Raw genomic sequence first — 18,552 nt, forward strand, 5'->3', positions numbered from 1 at the left:
CTCTGAGATAGATACAGCAGGGAGAATGGTGCTGGAGATATTGAATTTGATCGTGAGACTTCTTGTATGGGGACTTGCCACGTATCGATGGTGGAAGCGAAGGGAAGACTTCATGTTCCTCCTCAGCCTTGCAATATGGGTAGATGTCCTTGCGGCACTATCCAAGAGGGCGGTTCTTGCCGACATTGGGCTAAAACCAAAGACAACTGCTCTGGCGCCATTGATGAGCATCCTTGCCATAATCGAAGGAGTTCTTTTAATAACCGCATCCCTGCTTGTCCTTGATCGGATTAAAGAGCTCTGGAGCCAGTTTGCACTCTTAACAAGTACCACCCTCGGGTCACTGTACGTTCTTATGGCGACTTTGCTCAGCGAATCCTCCAAAGTCATCTCCGCAGTTCCCGTGCCATTCCTAGGGATTAGCCTTATGTTTACGGGATACATTCTGCTCAGGAAAGATATTGATTCAAAGAAAGTGGCCGCCCTCTTCCCTATAGGGATATTTCTGCTGGGCGGTATCAACATCACTTACCCCCTAACCGTTGACACTCCCCTGGCGAGATGCCTATACGGTATGGGAGCCCTTTTCAGGGGAATGATGCTCATAGGGATGCTAAACTATGCGTTCATGAGAGTGACACTGCCAGAGATGCCAATAATGGAATTTCCGACCGGCGCTTTCTATACCACTAACGGGAAGATATTCGAAAGACTCCTGTGGAAGATGCAGTCCAGCGGGAACGGGGTTTTTATTACACGGAAGTCTGTTCAGGAGTTCAAGCCAAAGTTCCCCGTGTTCTGGTCAACTATGGTAGCATCGGGCATGCTGGACGAAAATGTCGTGGCAGTTTCCCCTACTGACATAGGGATCCTCATCGACCGCATTAGGAGATACCTAGAGAAAGGCCATTCCCTCGTGGTGCTCGATGGTTTTGAATATCTGGTGCTGGAAAATGGCTTCGAGAGTGCCTTGAAGTTCCTGTTGTCCCTTAAGGACTCCGTCATATCAGGTGGGGGAACTCTCGTGGTGCTGCTTGAGCCAAGGGCACTCTCGAAGAAGCAACTGAGGATAATTCAGAGGGAGTTTGAAGAATTTAAGTTTTGATTTAGTTTCCTAACGTCAACCCACGTTGAGTGGTAGGCAGATCCGTCTCCGTAGCCCTCAACTATCTCGTCCGTAGTGAGAAAGTTCGCGTTCCAGCCAAGGAGCCTGACCCAGAACGCCTTGTAAAGGAGAACCACCCCCTTCGGAACGTCCTCGGTGAACTTCACGGTAGTTTTTATTCTTCCGTTCTCGTTGAATACTTCTACTTTGTCACCGTCCCTTATCTCCCTCTCCTCAGCGTCTGCGGGGTTCATGTAGACGTGAGGATCAATTACCCCGTAAGTGTTGTGGTACTGGCTCGTTATCGTCATACGATAGGTAGGCGTCAGGAGCCTCAGCGGGTATCTCCACTCACGCTTTCTGTACTCGGGGAAAGGGGACAGACCGCGCTCAACTGCCCGCTGGGAGTAGAACTCTATCTTCCCGCTCGGCGTCTCGTATTTCCTCGGTTTTTCGGGTACCTTTACGAAGCCCTTTCTTTTCAGCTCCTCCCAGCTCAGGCCGTTGAGTTCGAGGATTTTCTTTATTACTTCCTCATCGCTCTCATAGAGATGGGGGTTCTTAATGTCCAGAGCCTTTGCGAGTAGCCTCGTGACCTCACTATTGCTCTTTCCGTAAAGCTTCGCAACGGGCTCATTTAAGGCCACGTAGCGGTGGTAGTAGCTGTCGGCTATGTCGAGCCTCTCGAAGAAAGTGTTCGCCGGCAAAACAACGTCGGAGTAGAGCGCCGTATCCGTGAGGAAGATGTCATGGGTGACGACGAAAACGTCGCCCTCTTCTAGGGTCTTCCTGAGCCGGTTCTGGTTCGGCAGGCTCGCCAGCGGATTGGAATTGTAGATGTAGAGGAACTTTATCTCCCCCTTCTCAATGTACTCTGCAAGCTTCATCTGGGGAATCCTCCTGGCGGGCTTCGTCCGTAGGAAGGCCCCCTCCGCATAGGACTTGTCTATCGTCTTCATGTCGTAAATGAAGCCGAAGCGGTGGCCAATGAGTGCTGGGAGGATAGCTATCGCCATAACCGCTTCCCCACCGGAAAGGGAGCGCTGGAAGCCGTAGCCGATGTGGATTACTCCCCTCTTCTCGGCAAAGCCAAAGGCGAAGTCCTTGACCTCCTCCTTCGAAAGCCCTGTCTCTCTAACAACATAATTAAGCGATAGTGTTTTTACATAATTCTTGAATTCTTTAAAACCGTGAACGTTTTCCCTCACGAAGTCCCGGTCGTAGAGCTCGTTGTCGATGATAAGCTTCGCAACACCTAAAGCGAAAAGAACGTCGGTTTCAGGCCTTACCTGGAAGAAGCGGTGGGAGCGCTTTGCAGTTTCGGTTCTCACGGCATCAACGGTCCACATCTCAAGGCCGTAGCGCTTTGCTAGCATGAAACCATGAAGGTTGGTCCAGAAGGGGTTGACGCCCCAGTAGACGATCAGCTTTTTGTTTTTGAGCTTTTCCGGATCGAGGCCTACCGCGGTTCCATAAATGTCTTTCAGCGCCTCCTGCCCGGCCCTGTCGCATATCCCGTGGTCGAGCATAGCTGTGTTGAGGTAGTGAAAGAGCCTCATGGGAAAGGCGTAGTTGACAATTCCCCTATCGCCCGCATACTGGTAGACCAGAACACTCTCGCTCCCGTGATTTTCTATGGTTTCCCTAAGCTTGCCCGCCACGAGCCTTATCGCTTCCTCCCAGCTTGCCCCTCTGAATTCACCGCTTCCCCGCTCTCCTGTGAGTATCAAAGGGACTTTTAGCCGCTCGGGCGAGTGGAACCACTTTGGGAGGAGCGCTCCCTTGGGGCAGAGAAAGCCGGCAGTTATTGGATGCTCTGGGTTCCCCCTAGTGACCAGCTTCCCGTCCTTAAGCTCGCTTATCATCGAGCAAGTATCGTAGCAGTCCCGCATGCAAACGCTGAACTTGGGCATAGTCGGGAATGAACATATTAGTTCAAATATTTTTTGCTCAGGCAACGTCGCTCGAATTTTCTCCAGATAACACAGGGTTTTGTGGGTATCATTTAAGTGCACCCATGATTAACGATGCGAAATGAAAACATTTATTAGGCAAAAATGCCCACCTTGGGCGATTGTCCAGGAGGTGATAAAATGAAGAAGCCAATCGGAATCTTGATGGCTTTCTTTGTAGTGGCCACCTTTCTGCACCCGGTGGGCGCCATCGGAAGCCTCGGGGGAAGCAGCTACTACCACCCGTACCCCTACGGTCTCAAGCCGGGGGACATCGTTATCGGTCACAACCCCCTCAGCAGCATCATAATCCCCGGCTACTGGACGCACACTGGAATGATAGCATACTACGATTACAACGCTGGAGACTGGGTTGTCGTTGAGGCCTGGGACGATCCGAGTGAGGTAAGGCTCGTTTACCTCTCGGACTTCCTCAAGAGGTACGACACCGTCGCAGTACTTCGCGTTAGGACGACGGATAGCATACGGCAGGCTGCCGTCAACTTCGCCCTCCAGCAGCTTGGAAAACCCTACGACTGGCACTGGTACACCAAACACGTCTACGGCAACTCCTACTACTGCTCAGAGCTCGTCTGGGCGGCTTATATGGCGGCCAGCGGCGGTACCGTTGACATAGATGCCAACCCAGGATGGACTCTTAAATATCTCGATGGTGTCGCCCCGCAGGAGATTTACGACGATAGTGACACCTACGTGATATACTACGACTCGGCCTGAAGGCCTCCTCTTCTTTCTTTTATCTAGGCCTCCTCACCCAAAGAGGCCGAGTGCGGGGCCAACGGTTATCGCCATGCTCAAAAGGCCACCGAGTATCAGGGCGGGAATGGATCTTCTTGCCTCGATTCCCAGGAGGTACGCCGCCAGGGCGCCGGTCCATATACCAGTCCCCGGGAGTGGAACGGCAACAAATATGAGGAGACCCCAGAACCCCCACTTCTCTACGTAGGGATGGGCCTTCTTTCTGACGCGCTCAACGTAGTATATGTAGAGACGCGCTACCTTCTTAAGGGGCGTCTTTTTGAGCCAGAGCATAACCCCGTCAATGTAGGGCAGGACCGGGGGAAGGACGAGCGAGAGCGTTATAACGCCAATTGAAGCGGCCAAGATTGTTCCCAAAAGGGGATAACCTCTGCCAATTCCGTAGACTATGGCATAGCGGCCCTCAAAGGTTGGGACGAGCGAGAGCAGGAATACCTCAAGGAGACCATTCAACGTCGAACACCCCCAGTTTAAGCGCGTTCACAATGGCACGGTAGTATGGGAGCCACCAATCCTCGGTCAGTACTACCAACATTCCAACCCATGAGCCAAGGAGGAGGCTGAAGAGGACGTCACCAAACCAGTGAACGTGAAGGAGGAGCCTCGAGAGGGCTATCGAAACTGCCCATCCCCCCCAGAGGGGCCAGAGTTTTTTCCAGCGTCTGCTGAGGAAATAGGCGAAGATTGATGCCTTCGCTGTATGGCCCGAGGGGAAGGAGAAGTAGTCGAGGTTCTTAACCCTTTCCAAGAGAGTCCATGAAACGGAGACCTCACCGGGCCTTGGGGTGGCGAAGGAGACCTTTAAGATGGCCACAAGCACCATCGAGAGGACGAAGCCCAGGGAGAGGTCAAGGGTGAAGCGGCTCATCCGCCCCCTCTTTTTGAAGTCCCAGGCGAAGAAGAACAGTATGTAGAGGAGGGAGGCGGTAAGGCTCGCCGTATCGGTGAGTAGGTTCACCAAAAAACCACCGTGGGGAAGTGTCGAGTTCACCCAAGAGTTGAGCCCGTTGAACAGACCCCCCCACTCCATACCAAGCAATATCAGTAGGACTGCAGTTAGGCTCCAAAACTCCAGTTTGTGGGCGTGATTACTCATCCTTCCTTCCCTCCCTGATGGCAACCGCGACGAAGAACAGCGCTATTATCAGAAACTCCAGTGAGTTTGTGATGAGCTCAACCGTGTTCGTCTCCAGATTGGGAAACACTATGTCTATGTGCTCCGCGAACTCCTTCAACGCATAGAGCAGAAATGCGAGGGATACTATTAGGAACTTTCTAAGCCTCGTCCGCTGGTATGCAATCACCGATGCCCCCGTAAGAAGGAGCGAAAAGATGACAATGCCCAGGCTTAAAAGCTGGTCAATATCCAGCATTTTAAACACCCTCCTCGAAGTCCATAAATATGTCCACTATCCTGTCGGCCCATCTCTCAAACAGGCTCGGATGATAGTTCTGGATCATTTTGATGAAGAGCTCAACGTCCCCCTTAAAGTAATATTTCACGAACTTCCCATCCTTAATGCTTCGAACGAGACCCAGCTCATCAAGTTTGGCAATGTAGTAATTTACCGTGGGTGGGGAGAGCCCCAGCTCACTACAGAGCTCTTTTTGAGTTGCCCCCGGGTTTGCTATTATGTACATAATCATTCCCCTCACGTTCTCGCTGGAAAGCAGGGAGAGGACATCTTTTTCCCTCTCATTGAAGATGCCCTTCGGGAAGTAATGCTTCCTCAATCCACTCCTCTTCGAGGTTATCAAGCCCAGCTTTTTGAGCTTTTGAATGTGGTACTGGAGGTCCCCTTTAGCAAGACCCAACTGGCGGGATATCTCATTGAAGCTAAGGCCGGGATTCTCTCTGATGAAATTGAGGATAAGCTTCGTGCGTTCATTGAGCTCATCACTGCCCATCGTTACCTCGGATGTGTATGTTTGGGTTCTTAATTAATGTTTTGTGGTTCAGTTTTAGAAATGTTCTCGGAGTTTTATTCCGACCATGTCCAAAGCAGAGGACCCATATTTCAAAAATTGGACTAATACTTCGAGAACTGAGCCAGAAAGGATATATAATGGCTCATACACATAGTATACTGAAGAACCTGAAGGGGGTGATAAGCCGTGAAGATAGGAAGGTTCAACATCGGACTGAAAGTGGCCGCCCTCATGGCGGCACTGATAGTGACACTGAGCATCGGGGCATTTGCAATGGCGACGTCAATCGGATCAGCGAATACCAGCGGCAAGAACGTCCAAACACCGAGCTATACTGGGAGCATAAAAATTGCCCAGAATTCCAACCTGAGTGAAGATCAGGAGGCAAAGGCCCTCCAGAAGCTTGCAAAGATAACCCCAGAGCAGGCAAAGAGCGCAGCACTTACAAAGGTGAACGGAACCGTGGTCAAGGTGAGCCTTGAGGACGAGAACGGATACCTCGTGTACTCCGTGGAAGTTAAGACTTCGAGCGGTATCAATGACGTAAAGGTTGACGCCGGAAACGGAAAGGTGCTTCACATTGACAAGGGTGCCGAGAGGGAGAAGGAAAGCACTGGAGGCAACGAAGAGAAAGAACCCGGGAAAGAGCTTGAGAAGGGCGAATCCCGTGGTTCAGTGGACAACGACACCATAAACGAGGAAGTGCAACAGGGAGGTGAGAACTGAGAGTGCTCCATATTCTTATTTTACATTTTGAAAAGCGTACCATATATTTTTTAGGGATGAGAGCGATAGGGGAGTTGTGGGTATTATGGACATAGCCAGTTATATCTCCGTTATTAGGTCACTCGACGGCAGGGCCCTGGAGCTCATTGGGATAGCGGTGGCCACATACTACATAAGCGTGTTCATCTATGCTCTTAGATGGAGGATAGTGCTCAGTGGAATGGGGAAGGACATCCCCCTAATGGAGCTGTTGAAGATCACTCTCTCCTCAATTTTCGTTAACAACGTAACACCCATGAGTCGCGGTGGCGGTGAAATTCTAAGGATCACGTGGGTTTCAAAGAAGCACAAGGTGCCCGTGGCCCTCTCAACCGCGAGCATAGTCTATGAAAGAATCTCAGAGGTAATACCGGTGCTTATACTCACCCTCCTGGGGATCTCCTACTTTGCAACGCATGTCGTGGCATTTGTAGTGCTTGGAGCGATCGCTGCGGTACTGCTGTGGCTTAAATGGGACAGAGTGGTGATGCTCTCGGTCAAGATCTTTAGGGTCAGCCTAAGGCAGGAGGACCTGATCAGGATGCTTGAGCTCAAAAAGAAACCTGCTATAAGCCTGCTCACGGTTGGTCTGAGTTCGGCTGTGTGGCTTTTGGACGTTACCAGGCTGAAGCTCATAGCAATGGCCTTCGGCTGGAACCCACCACTTGCGTTCCTTGCAATAGTTTCACTGGCCAATCTGCTCTTCGGTCTGATAGCATTCACACCGGGGGGAATTGGAATAGTTGAGGGAGGACTTCTTGGGACCCTTACCTACTTCGGAATTCCCTCAACACTGGCCCTCTCGGTGACGTTGATTGAGAGGTTCATCTCGTACGTGTCCAGCACTATAGTTGGGTTCATGACTTTGATAACTTCAGGGGGTGTCGAGGTGTGGAGAGCCTTAAGATCGCGTTAGCCTCAGACTGGTTCTTCCCAAGCGTGGGGGGCATAGAGTATCACATTCATGATCTCGCCACCCACCTGGTTGAGATGGGTCACGAAGTCCACGTAATAACAAGGTTCGGGGACCATCCCGATGAGAAGCTCCCTTATCAGGTTCACCGTTTTAAGGGCAGGATAACGATGAACAGCTTCCACGTGAGCATTGGAACGGGTGCATTAAAGCGAATAAACGAGCTGTACAAAAAGGAAGGCTTTGACATAACCCACGGACACAGCATATATTCTCCTATGGCCGTCGGTGTTGCCAATCTCTCAGCCGGGATACGAGGGGTTCCGAGTGTTATAACCAACCACTCACTTCTTGGGAACTCAATCTTAAACCCTGCATACATTGCGCTCCTGCGCCTCTCCCTCCACAAGGTCACTTCGTTCATAGCAGTCAGTGAAGCCGTTAAAAGCGATATGCTCTCAATCCTCGGCAGGAACCTTAAGAACAGGGAGATTTACGTCATTCCCAACGGGATAGACACGGATTTCTGGAAGCCACAGGAGGATAAGGAGGGATGGAAGGAAGCTCTTGGCCTAAAAGGGATGGTGGTAACTACAACCTCCCGCCTTACAAAGAGAAAGAGGATTCACGTGATTCCGAAGGTTGCAAAGAGGATAAAGGAGGAATACGGAGAAAACGTGACGTTTTTGATAATAGGGGATGGACCAGAGAGGAGCAATATTGAACGACTCATCAGGGAATACAACGTTGGGGACATCGTGAAACTCCTCGGGAGACAGCCGAGGGAGAAAATAAAGGAGTACCTGGGGGCAAGCGACGTATACCTCTCCCCCACGGTTTATGAGGCATTCGGAATAGCCGTGCTTGAGGCGCTGGCCTGCGGCGTTCCGGTCGTTGCCAACAACCACGGTGGAATAGGTGAGATCGTGGAGCACGGAAGGACGGGCTTGCTTTCCCAAAATGACCAAGGGCTGATACAGAATCTGGTGGCACTGATTGACGACGAAAATATGCGGGAAGAAATGGGGAAAAACGCAAGGAAGGGAGTGGAAGACCGCTTCAGCTGGGAGGCTGTGGTTCCCCGGGTGCTGGAAGTTTATGAGAGAACAATGAATCAGGCGGATAAGAATCTATTCGTCCTTTACAAATTCCATCAGGCACTCAAGAGGGGGATGGCAAGTGCTGGTATCTTTAACTTTTGATGTTGAGCAGGACTGTCCACCATATCTCAACACTACCAAGGGAATGGAAGAGGGCCTCCCGAAGATTTTGAACCTGCTCGAGGAAAAGGGGGTTAGGGGAACCTTCTTTTTTACAGCGCAGATGGCAAAGGAATACCCCCATCTAGTGAAGCGTGTGGTTGATGACGGCCATGAGCTGGGGTGTCATACTTACAATCATGAACGTCTGGACAGACTATCAAAGAGTGAGGCTGAGAGGGTCATAGAGAAGTCCCTTCAGGTATTGAGGGAATTCGGAGAGGTTGTATCGTTCAGAGCCCCCAACCTCCAGTTGCCATCATGGCTCTATGGCGTGCTAAATGAGAATAGAATCCTCGTCGATTCTTCCACGGCCCGCTACAAAGGATACAGGGAGGGCGTGAATTATGTGAACGGTGTCCTTGAGGTGCCCGCCTCGGTAACCTCCTCAGTCCTGCGACTTCCATGGGGCATCCAGCGCGTGATACATTCCCGTCTACAGGAGCCAAGGATATACTTCGCCCACCCCTGGGAGTTCGTCCCGATGAAAAAAGTGCGCTTTGACTGCCGCTTCAACACAGGAGAGAAAGCCCTTAAGTTGCTTGAAGAGCTTATAGATCACTACAAAAGGGAGAACGCAGAGTTCGTCCAAATGAGGAGCTACCCAGAAATTTTTAAGAGGGGATAATCCCTGCGAGGGGCATGTCATTTATATCAGCCCCTCCGCGTAGAGCCCATGATACACTTTTAGAAGCGCGTTCTGCACCTTCTTCGGCCCGAAAGTCCTGACGGCCTTCCCAAGCCCCTCGTTGTAAATCCTGCGCATAATAAAGTCGGTCTCGCGGTTGAGGTTCAGCTTTTCCTGGTTTTCGAGATAAAGGCGCGCTATCTCACCCGGCTCGCGGTAGTTCAGGCCCTTCAGCCACTTGAGGGGGATTCCATCGTCGAAGCGCTTGACGACCTCGAAGCCTATGATGGTAACCTCATCGTCGCCGTGGAGCTCTCCGTAGATTTTTGAGAGTTCCTGAAGGAGTTCTTTGACATCTGAGAAGCCGTCTGCCTTGGCGTCCTCGTTTGTGAGCTCCATGATTTTCTTCTTCTCAACCTTGGTTATCCTGACCTTCGCCACCGCGGTATCGCTCGGCCTTATGACGAGATAGACCTCGCTCCCCGGTTTAACCTCGTAGTCCCCGTAGCGTATCGTTGTCACCTTGTCCCCGCGGAGAATTCTCGACTTGTAGGCCGAGTCAATCAGCATGAACTTCCTTATCTGAACGCTCTTCACTCTCCTCACTATTCAACCCCCGCACGATGTCCACAACATCCTCAAGGGCCCTTACCTGAAAGTCGGCGTAATCAAGGTAATCCAGCTCCCTGTTTGCATATTTTCCATATTTAAACCACACGGTTACCATACCAGCGTTTTTAGCGCCGTAGATGTCAGAATATAATCTGTCTCCGACCATAAGGGCCTCGTGGGGTCTGACCCCGAAGTTCTTCAGGGCCTTCTGGAATATCTTCAGATGGGGCTTTTTCACCCCCACGAAGTCGGAGATTAGGACGTCGTCGAAGTAGTCCTCTATCTCGGTCCTCAGGATTTTCTCCCACTGCTTCACGGGGTTGCCGTCGGTTATTATCCCCAGCATCAGGCCAATCTGTTTGAGGGCCAGCAGGGTCTTTCTAACTCCCTTCACCGTCTTGAGATGGGTGATCTTCGTGTTGTGGTAGCCGATTACCCCCGCGGCCACCCACTTGGGGTTGTAGGGAAGGTCTAAACGCCTTAAGAGGTAGTCAAAGTGCCGGTTAAAGTTGCTCCCGTACTCGTTGATGAGCTCAAGGAGCTCGTGATACGCTATGCCAAAATCCGTTGGCATTCCAGCCCGTATCATGTTCTCTATGGCGTTTCTACGGGCTATCTCGGCGAGCTTGCTCGTGTCGATGAGCGTGTCATCCAGGTCGAAGAAGACAACCTTTATCATCATCCCCCACCGTTCCCTATTGGGCGGGATGGTATTTAATAATGATGGTGTGGGCAAGGTTTATAAAACCGGGGCTTAACCCTCTCCGAGGCGAGACAGGTGGGGCGAGAGATAACCGATGAAAAGCTCCAGAAGTACTTTAGAATCACCGAAGAAGCTTTAAAAACCCTTGAGGTTGCCGTACACGAGAGGAGCCTTCTAATGGCCGTCGCGAACGACTTTTTAACGATGGCAAAAAGCTATTTTGAGGACGCCAAGTACTACTACGAGAAGGGGGACTACGTTACCGCTTTTGCCGCGCTGAACTACGCCCACGGCTTTATAGACGCGGGTGTGCGGCTGGGAGTGTTTAAGGGAGAGGATGACAGACTCTTTGCCTTCGGCTGAGGTGGGAAAGATGGGAGACTACGTCGTCGTCCTTGAGGCGCCGATAATCGTTAGGGACGTTGAGACGAGCGAAGACGCCATAAACGTGGCCGTGAGCAAGGTGGCAAAGGCACTGAACAAGGAGAACCTCGACTTTGTGAGGGTGGAGATAGGCTACTCGCAGTGCCCGGTCTGCGGGGCCCACTTTGAGAGCGCCTTCGTGATAGGAAGCGTTGGGCTCGTTGGTATGTACCTCACCCTTAAGGTCTTCAACGCCCAGAGCGTGGAGCACGCTGAGAGGATAGCCAAGGCCGTGGTTGGAAAGGCCCTAAAGAAGGTTCCGCTGAAGGTTTACGAGATAAGGGAGATCGAAGGGGGAGAGAGTGGAAACGGGGTCGAACTTGAGGGATAGTTCAATGGCATCCCTCTTGTCCCTTCTTTAATTCCTGATTCACCCAAAGCGGGGAAAACTTTTAAACACTCCCCAATCAACCAACGACATAACCGTTGGAGGTTTTGCCATGGCCAAGTTCATCTTCGTTACGGGTGGTGTCGTTAGCGGTCTTGGTAAGGGCATAACAAGCGCTTCTCTCGGCATGCTCATGAAGGCGCGCGGTTTCAGAACGACGAACATCAAGATAGACCCCTACCTCAACTACGACGCCGGAACGATGAACCCCTACCAGCACGGTGAGGTCTTTGTGCTGGACGATGGCGGCGAGGTCGACCTCGACCTCGGGAACTACGAGCGCTTTCTCGACACCAGCCTGAGCTTCGACCACAACATAACGACCGGGAAGGCCTACTCAGTCGTCATTGAGAAGGAGAGAAAGGGAGAATACCTTGGAGCGACCGTTCAGGTCATTCCCCACGTTACCAATGAGATAAAGGAGCGCATAAGGAGACTTGCGAGGGACTACGACGTCGTTGTCGTTGAGATAGGTGGAACGGTCGGCGACATCGAGAGCATGCCCTTCCTTGAGGCGGCTAGGCAGATGCAGCTTGAGGAGGGCAGGGAGAACGTCGCCTTCGTCCACGTCACCTACGTGCCCAAACTCAGGGTCGTCGGTGAACAGAAGACCAAACCAACCCAGCACAGCGTTAAGGAGCTTAGGAGTCTTGGAATTCAGCCCGATGCTATAGTTGCCCGGTCGGAAGATCCACTTGAGGATTCCGCGAGGAGAAAGATAAGCCTCTTCACAAACGTTCCTGACGAGGCCGTTGTAAGCGCCTACGATGTTGAGGACACCTATGAAGTTCCGCTGATGCTGGAGAAGGAAGGTCTCCCGCGCTACCTCTCCAGAAGGCTCGGCCTTCCCGAAAAAGAGCCTGAACTCAAAGCTTGGAGTGGAATTGTGGAGAAATACAAGAACCTCAAGGACACCGTTGAGATTGCAATAGTGGGTAAATACGTCAAGCTGGCTGATTCCTACCTGAGCATAAAGGAAGCCCTTAAGCATTCCAGCGTCGCCAACGGCGTGAAGGTCAAGATACGCTGGATAGAGGCAGAGGACCTTGAAAGAACCGGTACCAAGCTCCTTAAAGGGGTCGACGGAATAATCGTTCCGGGGGGTTTCGGGGCTAGGGGTACAGAGGGCAAGATGATGGCGATAAGGTACGCGAGGGAGAACAACATTCCCTTCCTCGGCATCTGCTTCGGCTTCCAGCTCACAGTTGTGGAATTCGCGAGGAACGTCCTCGGTCTTGAGGGAGCACACTCCACCGAAATCGATCCACAGACTCCGTATCCAGTCGTTGACCTGATGCCCGAGCAGAGAGATTTGGACAGGCTCGGCGGAACCATGAGACTCGGGGCTTACCCCGTCCACATCAAGCCTGACACCCTTGCCAGAAGTCTCTACGGTAAGGAGATAGTCTACGAGAGGCACCGCCACCGCTGGGAGGTTAACCCGGACTACATTGAGAGATTTGAAAAAGCCGGCTTGGTGTTCAGCGGAATAGCCGGAGACGATGAGAGGAGGATGGAGATTCTTGAGCTTCCGGAGCAGGGCTACTTTATAGCGACCCAGTTCCACCCGGAGTTCAAGTCAAGGCCGATGAACCCTGCGCCCGTCTTCAGGGGACTGGTAAAGGCCGCAAAAGAGAAGAAGTACGGGGAGTGAGCCTTTTCTTTTTAAACTCCTTCATCCCCACGTCACGTTTCTGTTGAAGAGGAAGCGGACAATGAAAGACGCAGCGATGCCGATCAGGTTGGCAATGAGGTAATGGACGCCTATATAAACCAGCGGGGCGTAGATGGCCATCTGGACGGCGGCTCCAGTTAAGGCAGCAGCGTGGAAGCTCAGAAGCCTTCTCCACAAGGGACGCTTCCTGAGGTCTCGGAAGGTCCAAAGGTCGTTCCAAGTGAAGTTGTTGAGAATTGAGAGCTCAATGGCCGGTATGTTGGCCCAGACTTTGCTCCACCCAAGGAACCTGACGAAGAACCACAGGAACCCTTCGTTTACGAATATACCAGAAGTTCCAACGATACTGAACTTTATCAGCCTGTCGAGTTCGCCCTCCCACTTCATGAGCCTGTAGACGTGCTTGAGGTAGTTTATCATTGTCTTTCCGCTCAGCTTGCTCTCCCCCGCTTTCCTCAAGCCGAAAGTGAACGGAACCTCGACGACCTTCTTGTAGGTTCCCTTGATCAGAATCTCCATGAGTATCTTAAAGCCTATCGGGTTCAGCTCCGCGTTTTCGACGACCTCTCTTTTAAGGGCAAAGAACCCGCTTACCGGGTCCCTGACGTTTCTTATCTTAGGAAGTGCAACGCGCCCTATCATTATGGCGCCCTTTGAAATGAGCTTCCTGTACCAGTACCAGTTCCTAACCCCTCCTCCAGGCACGTACCTGCTGGCTATTACTATATCGGCCCCTTCTTCTATCGCCCTGACGAGTTTGGGTATCTTCTCCGGTGGGTGCTGCAAATCCGCGTCCATCACGACGAAAACGTCCCCAGAGGCCTCTTTGAAGCCCCGAATTACAGCGGAGGAGAGGCCCTTCTCGTTAACCCTCCGTATGACTTTGACCGGATAGCCCCTGGTTTTCCCCAGTTCTTCAGCGTATTCCCACGTTCTATCAGGAGAGTTATCGTCCACAACAACGATCTCAAAATCGTATCCCGCTTCACTCAGCGCGCGGGATATCCTCTCAAAGAGTTCGTCGAGGTTGTCCCGCTCATTGTAAGTTGGGATTATGATTGAAACCTTTGGCTTTTCTGATTTTTCTTGGCTCATTTCCCACCCTCCGCAACATACCTCTAACCCCCGCAAACTTTATAAGCTTTGCAGAGCCTTAAAAGCCGGGCATGGGGCCGTGGGGTAGCTTGGTCCATCCTGCGGGCTTTGGGAGCCCGTGACCCGGGTTCGAATCCCGGCGGCCCCACCATTCAGCCCTTTCTGACGAAAGCGCTGGCGGAAAATTATGTGCCTTTTATAAGGTTTGGATCCTGAAAGGGTTTTTACTCGCTTGCTTCTTTGGTGAGTGTTTTCACTGCCCAAAGCGCCCTTCGGGCACCGATAATAAAGTTAAAACCAATTGAAGGGGTTGATTTAAGGTCAAACCCCTTGAAACTTACCCCTTGAATAGGGCACGACTGGCTTTTTGCTCTTCGCGGAGAAGGGAACTCTTTTGCTCAAGCTTTTTCCAAAAGTTTGTTCGCCTGCGTGACGTTGAAGCTTCGCTTCAACGCACGGGACGATAGTCCCATTGAGTTTGATCAAGGTTCGTGGTTCCCTTCTAAAATTGCCCTTCTAAGGGATTTTTCACAATACACCAACCAAAAATGAGCGAATTCTCCAAACATGCCAACCAAAAAGGAGTTTTTCTCTCACTTTGACGCCCTACGGGCGTCTATTACAAAGCAAACTCATAGAGAACAAGCCCACTAAAACTGGAATTCAAAATGAGAGAAGAAGCTTCTAAAGAAAATCTCCTGAAAACTGCACTTTTGACAAGAACCATAACCTTTGATGAAACTTTGCTTGCAAAGTTTCAGCGCTGGCGGAAAAGTGGTATGTGATTCTAACAAGCGAGTTTTTGAGCGGGTTTGCTTACTGGACAGTCAGCCTTACAAGGATTTCCTCACAGTATAGCGCCCGGAGGGCACTAAAAAGAACGTTGGAAATCATAAGTAGTGCGAAAGTTCTAAGAGTAAACCCACTCACGGTCGCCTTCTGGAGGGGCATACACCTGTCAATGAGCAAGTTCAAAAAGAAGGGAACACTTTTGGTCAAGCTTTTTCTAAAAGCTTGCTAGACAAAGTTTCATCAAAGTTTGTACGTGCTTTTCAGGGGCCATAATTCTAGGGCTTTCCTCCTTGGACAGGCCTTTTTTAAGATGGGGTTTACTTTTAACAGCGCCCGAAGGGCGCATAAGGCGTAAACCCAGCAAACATTAACCACTCACCCATAGGAAAGCCCTCAAAACTCTCCTTATTGCAAAGCACGTACAAACCGCCCCAAGCCGATTTAAATAAGGTCAAAACCATTTGGTCAAGCTTTGTGCAAGCAAAGGTTGCTAATGGGACTACGCCCCCACACCCCCAAACAGTTTGGTTCCACAAGCGCCGCTTTCACTAACGTTCAAGCGTCCTCAACGGACGGCGGAGACTATTCTCAGAGCCGTGCCACGTGGAAACTTTTATATGCTTTGCATTACATAATGTATTTCAGGTGGTATTACATGGCCGTAATTACAGTCCGAGTTCCGGATGATGTAAAAGCAAAGATGAAGGAGGTGAAAATAAACTGGAGCGAGGAGATAAGGAGATTCATAACCCAACGGATAGAAGATGAAGAAAGGAAGAGAAACCTCCAAAAGGCCCTTAAAATCCTCAAAGAAGGGAAGGGTGTTGAGAGAGGTTTTTCAGCAAAATCCGTGAGGGAGGACCGTGATAGTAATTGACGCCTCAGCCCTCGCTAAGATAATCCTTCAAGAGGAGGGATGGGAGGCCGTCCCGCTAACGAGCAAAACAGCGACACTGGATTACGCTCTTGTTGAAGCCTTAAACGCTATTTGGAAAGCGGTTGTCCAGGGACGGCTGAACGAGGAAGATGCAAGGGAAAGAACTGAAGCTCTGAAATATCTCACCGGGGGTCTGTTGTTCTTCGAAGCCAGAAATTACTTTGAGCATGGTTTGGAGATAGCGCTTAAAGAAAAGATCACCGTTTACGATGCCCTGTACATAGCCTTCGCAGAAGAACTAAAAGCCGAGCTCTACACTTCCGACGTCAAGCAGTTTGAAGCAGCCCAAAAACACGTGAGGACAAAACTCATCCCGTAATAATGTTTTTAAAGCCAGATTACAACATGGCTTCAAATCTTGGAGACCACCAGGTTTTGGGTGAGAGCATGAAAAAACTGGCCCTCAGAATAGCTTACGATGGAACCGCCTTCTATGGCTTTCAGAGACAGCCTGGAGTCAGAACCGTCGAGGGCGAGCTAATCAGAGTTCTTAAAAAGCTGGGTATAATCCAGAACCCGGAGGATTCGGATTTCAAGGGTGCCTCAAGAACGGATAGGGGTGTCTCAGCTTTCTTCAACGTTGTTTCCTTCGTCCCGAACCCTGAGAAAGCCTACCTAGCAACCCCAAAGGTTATAAACCACCACCTGAAGGACGTCTGGGTCATCGGCAGGGTGGAGGTTCCCCAAGAGTTCCACCCAAGGTTCTGGGCCAGGGAAAAAACGTATAGATACTACCTCGTTGATAGGGGGTACGATGTGGAGGCCATGACTGAGTGTTCCGCCCTTTTCCTGGGAACCCACGACTTCTCGGCCTTCGCTAAGCTGGAACCTGGAAAAGGCCCAATCAGAGAGGTAACTTCCATGAGGATAGTTCCCAGGAAGGGCTACTATCTAATAGAAGTTTCCGGAAAGTCTTTTCTCTGGGAGATGGCCCGTAGAATGATGAGCGCAATCTCATACTGCGGCCTTGGAATCCTCTCCAAGGATGAAGTCAAGGAAATGCTGTCCGGCCGGTTCGAGAGGAAAGTTCCTGCCGCCCCACCTGAGAACCTTGTCCTCTGGAGGATAGACTATGAAGGAATAACCTTTGACACTGACACGGATGAAGAAGGACTGAAGAAAGCAAGGAGAGAGATATTTTCCCGTTATTCCTACGCTTTATCTCGCGCCGCCCTCTTTGGAGACTGGCTTATCTCGTTATAGAGGCTCTCCGCTTCACTGTCGTAGTACTTTCCGTAGTACTGCTTGAGGGCCTTCTGCCTCTCGATGAAGTGCGTGAACAGGAGGGGGTCGTCGTCCTCCACATCCACGATAACCGCTTTCATCCTTTTCTTGGGCCTTAGCGCCCTCCCTATAGTCTGGATCGTCATGATGTCGCTCTTACCGCCGCCGGCCAGGATTATGGCGGAGATTTCTGGGATGTCGACTCCCTCCTTGAGGAGGGTGGAGACGAGCACCGGAATCCTGCCCTCCTTGAACTCCTCTAGGATTTCCCACCTATTCGGACTCTGGGAGCTGAGGAACTCGGCCCGGATTCCCCCCTTCTCCAGCAGTTCCTTGAGGATTTTGCCGTGCTCAAGTCTTTTGACGTCTATGAGAACTCTGTGTCCCTTTTTAACTAGCTCTACCGCCTTCTCGACAATAGCCCGGTTTCTGGCCATGTTGTTCATAATCATGTCCTCGTAAAGCTCTTTGTACCTCTCACTGAAGGACGGCATCTCCGACTCGTACTTTATAACCTCAAACCTTGGCTTTGAGAGGAATTTCTCCTTTATTAGATCCTCTGCCCTAATCTCGTAGATTATTGGCCCAACGACGGCCTCTATCTTTATCTCTTCCCCCCTAATCCTTCTCCAAGGGGTCGCGGAAAGGCCAAAGCGGTACATCTGGGGAAGTTTAAGCCCAAGCTCATAGAACTTCTCGGCGGCGGAAGTTCTGTGGCACTCATCGAAGACGACCACGCCGTACTCGTTCTCAAGTTTCTCCGGACCCCTGGAGAGGAGGGTCTGTATCATGGCCACTGTCACGTCTCCCTCGCGCCACTTGTTATCGCCTATGATCCCCACCTCAACTCCAAGGACTTCCTTCACCTTGTCCGCCCACTGGTAGAGAAGCTCCTTGGTGTGGACGACTATGAGGGCGGAGACGTTCAGGCGGTGGATTATCCCGAGCCCCACTATGGTCTTCCCGCTTCCAACTGGGAGGGCCAGAACACCCATCTTCTCTTTGATGGCCTTCGTTATTACCCTCTCCTGGTAGCGCCGGAGTTTATAGGTCTCGTTCCACGTGGAGTTCAGCTCATAACCTCTTGGAGTTCTCTCGTCCCTAACGCGAACGCGGTAGCCCTTCTCCTTGAGGAAGGCCCTCACCCTCGGCAGGAGCCCCAGGGGGAACGTGTTCGTGTAGGGGTCGTAGAGGCTTTCGGGCTTCTCCCACTTTCCGTAGTCCTTCTTGTATGTCAACAGGTCATAGATGAGGAAGTAAACCTTTGGATCAGCCTTCGCAACGTGAACCCTCATTGAACCGTCCGGAATCTTCATGGTGACCGTGGACATGGCAGTTCAAAGTGAGAGTTGAGGAAAAGGCCTTTATAGGC

Annotated in this window: 21 protein-coding genes and 1 tRNA gene; 13 read left to right on the top strand and 9 right to left on the bottom strand. The window is 51.3% G+C overall.

Going from position 1 to position 18,552, the window contains the following annotated elements:
* Positions 1-25: 25 nt before the first annotated feature.
* Positions 26-1,105 carry a DUF835 domain-containing protein gene (locus tag E3E29_RS03160; protein WP_206205752.1) on the top strand — a complete coding sequence of 360 codons (1,080 nt, stop codon included), beginning with the start codon at positions 26-28 and terminating at the stop codon, positions 1,103-1,105.
* Here E3E29_RS03160 and E3E29_RS03165 read toward each other — a convergent pair.
* Positions 1,075-3,018, bottom strand: coding sequence for a molybdopterin-dependent oxidoreductase (locus tag E3E29_RS03165; protein ID WP_167909440.1), 1,944 nt, complete (start codon positions 3,016-3,018; stop codon positions 1,075-1,077). The genes E3E29_RS03160 and E3E29_RS03165 overlap by 31 nt on opposite strands.
* A 180-nt stretch (positions 3,019-3,198) precedes the next feature.
* On the opposite strand from E3E29_RS03165, the gene E3E29_RS03170 reads away from it, so the two are divergent.
* Positions 3,199-3,795: a YiiX/YebB-like N1pC/P60 family cysteine hydrolase gene (locus tag E3E29_RS03170; RefSeq protein ID WP_167909441.1), complete on the top strand. Its 597-nt coding sequence runs from the start codon at positions 3,199-3,201 to the stop codon at positions 3,793-3,795.
* 33 nt (positions 3,796-3,828) lie between these two features.
* Here the strand turns inward: E3E29_RS03170 and E3E29_RS03175 are convergent, their stop codons facing one another.
* The 4 genes from E3E29_RS03175 to E3E29_RS03190 all read right to left on the bottom strand — a co-directional run bounded on the left by E3E29_RS03175 (position 3,829) and on the right by E3E29_RS03190 (position 5,745).
* Positions 3,829-4,290, bottom strand: a complete 462-nt coding sequence (locus E3E29_RS03175; protein WP_167909442.1) for a COG2426 family protein — start codon at positions 4,288-4,290, stop codon at positions 3,829-3,831.
* On the bottom strand, positions 4,274-4,795 hold the full coding sequence (locus E3E29_RS03180) for a phosphatase PAP2 family protein (RefSeq protein ID WP_342764674.1): 522 nt from the start codon (positions 4,793-4,795) through the stop codon (positions 4,274-4,276). The genes E3E29_RS03175 and E3E29_RS03180 overlap by 17 nt, the downstream gene beginning before the upstream one ends.
* Before the next feature lie 130 nt (positions 4,796-4,925).
* The gene (locus E3E29_RS03185; protein WP_167909444.1) at positions 4,926-5,210 is read right to left on the bottom strand and encodes a hypothetical protein; all 285 of its coding nucleotides are present in this window, start codon (positions 5,208-5,210) and stop codon (positions 4,926-4,928) included.
* A 1-nt stretch (position 5,211) separates the two neighbouring features.
* The gene (locus E3E29_RS03190) at positions 5,212-5,745 is read right to left on the bottom strand and encodes a winged helix-turn-helix transcriptional regulator (protein WP_167909445.1); all 534 of its coding nucleotides are present in this window, start codon (positions 5,743-5,745) and stop codon (positions 5,212-5,214) included.
* A 207-nt stretch (positions 5,746-5,952) separates the two neighbouring features.
* Here E3E29_RS03190 and E3E29_RS03195 point away from each other — a divergent pair, with 207 nt between their 5' ends.
* The 4 genes from E3E29_RS03195 to E3E29_RS03210 all read left to right on the top strand — a co-directional run bounded on the left by E3E29_RS03195 (position 5,953) and on the right by E3E29_RS03210 (position 9,331).
* Positions 5,953-6,492 (top strand): PepSY domain-containing protein, encoded by a 540-nt coding sequence (locus E3E29_RS03195; RefSeq protein WP_206205753.1) that lies wholly within the window; start codon positions 5,953-5,955, stop codon positions 6,490-6,492.
* Positions 6,493-6,577: 85 nt separating this feature from the next.
* The gene (locus E3E29_RS03200; RefSeq protein WP_167909857.1) at positions 6,578-7,447 is read left to right on the top strand and encodes a lysylphosphatidylglycerol synthase transmembrane domain-containing protein; all 870 of its coding nucleotides are present in this window, start codon (positions 6,578-6,580) and stop codon (positions 7,445-7,447) included.
* A complete protein-coding gene (locus tag E3E29_RS03205; protein ID WP_167909446.1) occupies positions 7,423-8,646 on the top strand; it encodes a glycosyltransferase family 4 protein in 1,224 nt (407 codons plus the stop codon). Before E3E29_RS03200 ends, E3E29_RS03205 begins: the two co-directional genes overlap by 25 nt.
* Positions 8,624-9,331, top strand: coding sequence for a polysaccharide deacetylase family protein (locus E3E29_RS03210; RefSeq protein ID WP_167909447.1), 708 nt, complete (start codon positions 8,624-8,626; stop codon positions 9,329-9,331). Before E3E29_RS03205 ends, E3E29_RS03210 begins: the two co-directional genes overlap by 23 nt.
* Positions 9,332-9,352: 21 nt before the next feature.
* Here the strand turns inward: E3E29_RS03210 and E3E29_RS03215 are convergent, their stop codons facing one another.
* Positions 9,353-9,901 carry an ASCH domain-containing protein gene (locus E3E29_RS03215; RefSeq protein ID WP_167909858.1) on the bottom strand — a complete coding sequence of 183 codons (549 nt, stop codon included), beginning with the start codon at positions 9,899-9,901 and terminating at the stop codon, positions 9,353-9,355.
* Positions 9,891-10,622: a TIGR02253 family HAD-type hydrolase gene (locus tag E3E29_RS03220; RefSeq protein WP_167909448.1), complete on the bottom strand. Its 732-nt coding sequence runs from the start codon at positions 10,620-10,622 to the stop codon at positions 9,891-9,893. Before E3E29_RS03220 ends, E3E29_RS03215 begins: the two co-directional genes overlap by 11 nt.
* Before the next feature lie 99 nt (positions 10,623-10,721).
* On the opposite strand from E3E29_RS03220, the gene E3E29_RS03225 reads away from it, so the two are divergent.
* The 3 genes from E3E29_RS03225 (at position 10,722) to pyrG (ending at position 13,111) form a co-directional block, all read left to right on the top strand.
* On the top strand, positions 10,722-11,009 hold the full coding sequence (locus E3E29_RS03225) for a DUF357 domain-containing protein (protein WP_167909449.1): 288 nt from the start codon (positions 10,722-10,724) through the stop codon (positions 11,007-11,009).
* 10 nt (positions 11,010-11,019) lie between these two features.
* Positions 11,020-11,400: a DUF555 domain-containing protein gene (locus E3E29_RS03230; RefSeq protein ID WP_167909450.1), complete on the top strand. Its 381-nt coding sequence runs from the start codon at positions 11,020-11,022 to the stop codon at positions 11,398-11,400.
* A 109-nt stretch (positions 11,401-11,509) separates the two neighbouring features.
* A complete protein-coding gene (pyrG, locus tag E3E29_RS03235; RefSeq protein WP_167909451.1) occupies positions 11,510-13,111 on the top strand; it encodes a glutamine hydrolyzing CTP synthase in 1,602 nt (533 codons plus the stop codon).
* A 21-nt stretch (positions 13,112-13,132) separates the two neighbouring features.
* Here the strand turns inward: pyrG and E3E29_RS03240 are convergent, their stop codons facing one another.
* A complete protein-coding gene (locus E3E29_RS03240) occupies positions 13,133-14,227 on the bottom strand; it encodes a glycosyltransferase family 2 protein (protein ID WP_167909452.1) in 1,095 nt (364 codons plus the stop codon).
* Positions 14,228-14,300: 73 nt separating this feature from the next.
* Between E3E29_RS03240 and E3E29_RS03245 the strand changes: the two genes are divergently transcribed.
* The 4 genes from E3E29_RS03245 to truA all read left to right on the top strand — a co-directional run bounded on the left by E3E29_RS03245 (position 14,301) and on the right by truA (position 17,159).
* Positions 14,301-14,378 (top strand) — tRNA-Pro (locus tag E3E29_RS03245).
* Positions 14,379-15,674: 1,296 nt separating this feature from the next.
* Complete coding sequence (locus E3E29_RS03250; RefSeq protein ID WP_167909453.1) at positions 15,675-15,896, top strand: hypothetical protein; 222 nt, start codon at positions 15,675-15,677, stop codon at positions 15,894-15,896.
* Positions 15,883-16,275, top strand: coding sequence for a type II toxin-antitoxin system VapC family toxin (locus E3E29_RS03255; RefSeq protein WP_167909454.1), 393 nt, complete (start codon positions 15,883-15,885; stop codon positions 16,273-16,275). Before E3E29_RS03250 ends, E3E29_RS03255 begins: the two co-directional genes overlap by 14 nt.
* A gap of 68 nt (positions 16,276-16,343) precedes the next feature.
* Positions 16,344-17,159 (top strand): tRNA pseudouridine(38-40) synthase TruA, encoded by an 816-nt coding sequence (truA, locus tag E3E29_RS03260; RefSeq protein ID WP_167909859.1) that lies wholly within the window; start codon positions 16,344-16,346, stop codon positions 17,157-17,159.
* On the opposite strand, the gene E3E29_RS03265 is transcribed toward truA, so the two are convergent.
* Complete coding sequence (locus E3E29_RS03265) at positions 17,108-18,511, bottom strand: DEAD/DEAH box helicase (protein WP_167909455.1); 1,404 nt, start codon at positions 18,509-18,511, stop codon at positions 17,108-17,110. The two genes, truA and E3E29_RS03265, sit on opposite strands and share 52 nt — an antisense overlap.
* Positions 18,512-18,552: the final 41 nt, after the last annotated feature.

It is taken from the genome of Thermococcus sp. Bubb.Bath (genome assembly GCF_012027595.1).
GTDB lineage: Archaea > Methanobacteriota_B > Thermococci > Thermococcales > Thermococcaceae > Thermococcus.

What these genes read in the sequence shown, in the direction of transcription:
- E3E29_RS03250 (WP_167909453.1), top strand. Translation starts at nt 15,675, where the DNA reads ATGGCCGTAATTACAGTCCGAGTTCCGGATGATGTAAAAGCAAAGATG.
- truA (WP_167909859.1), top strand. Translation starts at nt 16,344, where the DNA reads ATGAAAAAACTGGCCCTCAGAATAGCTTACGATGGAACCGCCTTCTAT.
- E3E29_RS03170 (WP_167909441.1), top strand. Translation starts at nt 3,199, where the DNA reads ATGAAGAAGCCAATCGGAATCTTGATGGCTTTCTTTGTAGTGGCCACC.
- E3E29_RS03240 (WP_167909452.1), bottom strand. Translation starts at nt 14,227, where the DNA reads ATGAGCCAAGAAAAATCAGAAAAGCCAAAGGTTTCAATCATAATCCCA.
- E3E29_RS03215 (WP_167909858.1), bottom strand. Translation starts at nt 9,901, where the DNA reads ATGCTGATTGACTCGGCCTACAAGTCGAGAATTCTCCGCGGGGACAAG.
- E3E29_RS03230 (WP_167909450.1), top strand. Translation starts at nt 11,020, where the DNA reads ATGGGAGACTACGTCGTCGTCCTTGAGGCGCCGATAATCGTTAGGGAC.
- E3E29_RS03265 (WP_167909455.1), bottom strand. Translation starts at nt 18,511, where the DNA reads ATGTCCACGGTCACCATGAAGATTCCGGACGGTTCAATGAGGGTTCAC.
- E3E29_RS03165 (WP_167909440.1), bottom strand. Translation starts at nt 3,018, where the DNA reads ATGCCCAAGTTCAGCGTTTGCATGCGGGACTGCTACGATACTTGCTCG.
- E3E29_RS03185 (WP_167909444.1), bottom strand. Translation starts at nt 5,210, where the DNA reads ATGCTGGATATTGACCAGCTTTTAAGCCTGGGCATTGTCATCTTTTCG.
- E3E29_RS03200 (WP_167909857.1), top strand. Translation starts at nt 6,578, where the DNA reads ATGGACATAGCCAGTTATATCTCCGTTATTAGGTCACTCGACGGCAGG.
- pyrG (WP_167909451.1), top strand. Translation starts at nt 11,510, where the DNA reads ATGGCCAAGTTCATCTTCGTTACGGGTGGTGTCGTTAGCGGTCTTGGT.
- E3E29_RS03190 (WP_167909445.1), bottom strand. Translation starts at nt 5,745, where the DNA reads ATGGGCAGTGATGAGCTCAATGAACGCACGAAGCTTATCCTCAATTTC.
- E3E29_RS03160 (WP_206205752.1), top strand. Translation starts at nt 26, where the DNA reads ATGGTGCTGGAGATATTGAATTTGATCGTGAGACTTCTTGTATGGGGA.
- E3E29_RS03220 (WP_167909448.1), bottom strand. Translation starts at nt 10,622, where the DNA reads ATGATAAAGGTTGTCTTCTTCGACCTGGATGACACGCTCATCGACACG.